The sequence below is a fragment of the Escherichia sp. AM3 genome, from assembly GCF_032029835.1.
GTDB classification, from domain to species: Bacteria; Pseudomonadota; Gammaproteobacteria; order Enterobacterales; family Enterobacteriaceae; genus Escherichia; species Escherichia coli.
The window spans coordinates 1-1,966 of sequence record NZ_JAVUPQ010000227.1 but is presented as its reverse complement, the minus strand read 5'-3'; the positions used below and the strand labels follow the sequence as shown (position 1 = coordinate 1,966).

The window sequence follows — 1,966 nt, the reverse complement described above, 5'->3', positions numbered from 1 at the left end:
CGGTGCTGACTGAATCATGGTGAACTCACGCGCCGGATCGCCGGTGGTCACCCAGTTTTTCGGGTAACGGGCAGAGGCGTTAATGCCTTCGCGCTGTGCGTCCGCATCCTGAATGCAGCCATAGGTGCGCAGACCGCGTGCCTGAGTGTTCCCCAGCACCATCGTGTTGTCCGGCAGGAAGTTCTTTTTGACGCCGTTTTCCACGTACTGTCCGGAATACACGACGATGGCCACATCGCCATACATCCCCTTATAGGACACCGCTTTGCCCAGGTCTTTCACCGCTGTCTCCAGCTCGGAATGAGAGCCACGACGGGTATCCAGCTTCTCCTTGACGGCTTTGAAGGAACGGAACAGCGCCCAGCCTTTCGGATCGAACACGATGATATTCACCACACCGCTGGCGTTCAGCGCGTAGGCTTCGATATCGTCGGTCGGGTCATACGTGGACTTGTCACGCTTGCTCCACTCCGTGCCGCCGGACTGCGTGATGTTATTCTCCTCACTGCGGCCCATATCCACCTCAACCGGATCGAAGGCTTCACCGGTCATGGTGTATTTGCCCTTAAGCACGGCAGAAACTGCCTGCATCTCTTCGACCTGAGCAATGGCCAGCTCTTCGTCACGCATGTTCTGCATGATGATGCGACGGCGGCGGTAAGCCGGGTCCGCCAGATTCTGCGGATCTTCATCCGGCAGGCGACGCAGGGTCATCTGCGGATTCACTTCATGCTTCGGCTATATGAGTCAATATCGAAAGGATATGATTGAATTTTCAATATAAAATTGATTGTTGTAGCTTTCGAAAGAAGGTTCTGCAATACATTGTGCAATACAAAGTACGCTGTCTTAACCTTTTGCTCCTCGGTGAGGAACTAGAAGCAGTTTTGCTGTGAACTCTCACTTAACTTCTTAGCCCTAAACATCTGAATTGGAAAAAAATAAAAATAATTAATAACAATAGGTTATAGAGAACTGCCTTATCTCAATAAGGTAACATCAAATTTTCCACTTAAAACTGGCAAGAACGAACTTGATATCTTTTTCAAATTCAATAGAGTAGAAAAATGGAAAAGAATAGGAAAATCCTGAAATGAAGGGTACAGAGATAAGTTCTCATTTAGTGCAGCCAACTCCACTAGACTCTACAGAAGTTACATTGTTACAAACTGCGCTCTCAACTGTGAGGCATGATGTAGTTGACTGCCCATATATTTCAGAAGCAATAAGAGTTCTTCCTGTAAAAGGTTATAGAAGTGCCATCACTGCTTACTGGAATGCTGTAGTTGATGATTTACGTCAAAAGATAATTCATCGTAGCCTAGATCTATTCAACAAAGAGTGTAAACAAAAAAAAGAAATTAAAACGTATGAAGATTTTCAGGATTATGTGAGCGACTTTGATTTAATAGATGGAGCATTTAAAATAGGAGTTATCGATCGAGAAGGTCAGAAACTATTACAACAAGCTAGAGAAACCAGGAATCTATTTGGTGGACATCCACAAAGTAGCGACCCTGATTTAATCAAAGTAGTGAACCTGATTAATGATTGTAATAAATACGTTCTTTCTAAAGAGTTTCCACCAGCCATCATAGATATAACTACATATCTTTCAGAAATGGATTCGGCAACATTTAATAAAAATAGTCTGGCAGTTAAGCAAGCCTTTTCAGATCTACCTGCAATTTATATCAGTGAATTATCCTCTCGTTTTTTTGGCACATACTGCTCATCCAATATATCAAGTGAACTCAGAAACAACATTGAATTTTGCGCACCTATTTTATGGACATTACTTTCAAAAGACGACCGACGTAAAGTCGGCCAACAATTTGACAAGTATTTAGTTTCAGGAAACAACAATAAGATAGAGAAGGCACAACAATTCATACTATTGGTAGATGGACTGATGTATATTAGCCCTGCATCCCGAAAAGTTATTATTGAGCCTCTCATTAATAAA

The 1,966-nt window shown here is 43.2% G+C and carries 1 protein-coding gene and 1 pseudogene; one reads left to right on the top strand and one right to left on the bottom strand.

Going from position 1 to position 1,966, the window contains the following annotated elements; translation table 11 throughout:
* Positions 1 to 738 (bottom strand): annotated as a pseudogene (locus tag RTW80_RS24455) (major capsid protein); the annotation flags it as partial.
* A 355-nt stretch (positions 739 to 1,093) separates the two neighbouring features.
* Between RTW80_RS24455 and RTW80_RS24450 the strand changes: the two are divergent.
* On the top strand, positions 1,094 to 1,966 hold an 873-nt coding region (locus tag RTW80_RS24450; RefSeq protein ID WP_312720643.1), incomplete at its 3' end, for a hypothetical protein.